This window comes from Oleiphilus sp. HI0086 (assembly GCF_001635225.1).
In genome coordinates this window covers 1-697 of sequence record NZ_LWFZ01001343.1, presented here as the reverse complement: position 1 = coordinate 697, position 697 = coordinate 1, and the positions used below count along the sequence as shown (strand labels likewise).

The window sequence follows — 697 nt, the reverse complement described above, 5'->3', positions numbered from 1 at the left end:
AGCAAGCTGCCTTTCCAGCTCACTCTGCGCTTGATTCAACTGAGTTTCCGCAAGATTGTGTTGCACTTTTGCCTTGCGAAGTTGTTCCACAGTAATCACGCGTTTTTCGCGCAGTTGACGAGCATTATCTACATCATGTGCCATATCCTTTAATCGAATTTTGGCTGATTCGATAGCACTCTCTGCTCGACGAATAGAGGTAAGCAATTCGGTTTCATCCAAGGCTACTAGCAAATCACCTTGAGACACCATGTCACCCTCTTTTACTGTCAGTTCGTCAATCGTTGCCGATTGCGAAGTACTGATTTCGATACTGCGAGATACATTGGTGTACCCTGTTGCCGAATAAAATCGAGGCACTAGATCTTCTTTAACATGATGAGCATCGACCTCAATTGGCTTGGCGGCCACTAGTTGGGTACGAAGTGTATCGTTTTGCTCGCCGCAAGCCGTAGCTATGCTGACGGCTGCAAGAACAGCTAATAATCGTGTTACTAATCGTAGACTCATTGGAACACTCCATTTTTCAGTAAATGACATACATGTTCAGCAATGAATTCAGGGTCATCATGCTCGGGTTTTCCACCAGGAAAAAACACCCTCATTGGTTTAGATTCCAAGTGATAAAAAACAAGGGAGAACAAAGAAATAGATGTCATGTGCGGGTCGCTATTGGGAGAAATTCGCTCCACTAGTT

1 protein-coding gene and 1 pseudogene are annotated in these 697 nt (G+C 44.5%); both read right to left on the bottom strand.

Going from position 1 to position 697, the window contains the following annotated elements; translation table 11 throughout:
- Positions 1-510, bottom strand: a 510-nt coding sequence (locus A3756_RS23180) for a biotin/lipoyl-binding protein (RefSeq protein WP_197481488.1), incomplete at its 3' end; no start/stop codon positions are given.
- Positions 507-697: pseudogene (locus A3756_RS28870) on the bottom strand (TetR/AcrR family transcriptional regulator); the annotation flags it as partial. The gene A3756_RS23180 and the pseudogene A3756_RS28870, both read right to left, overlap by 4 nt.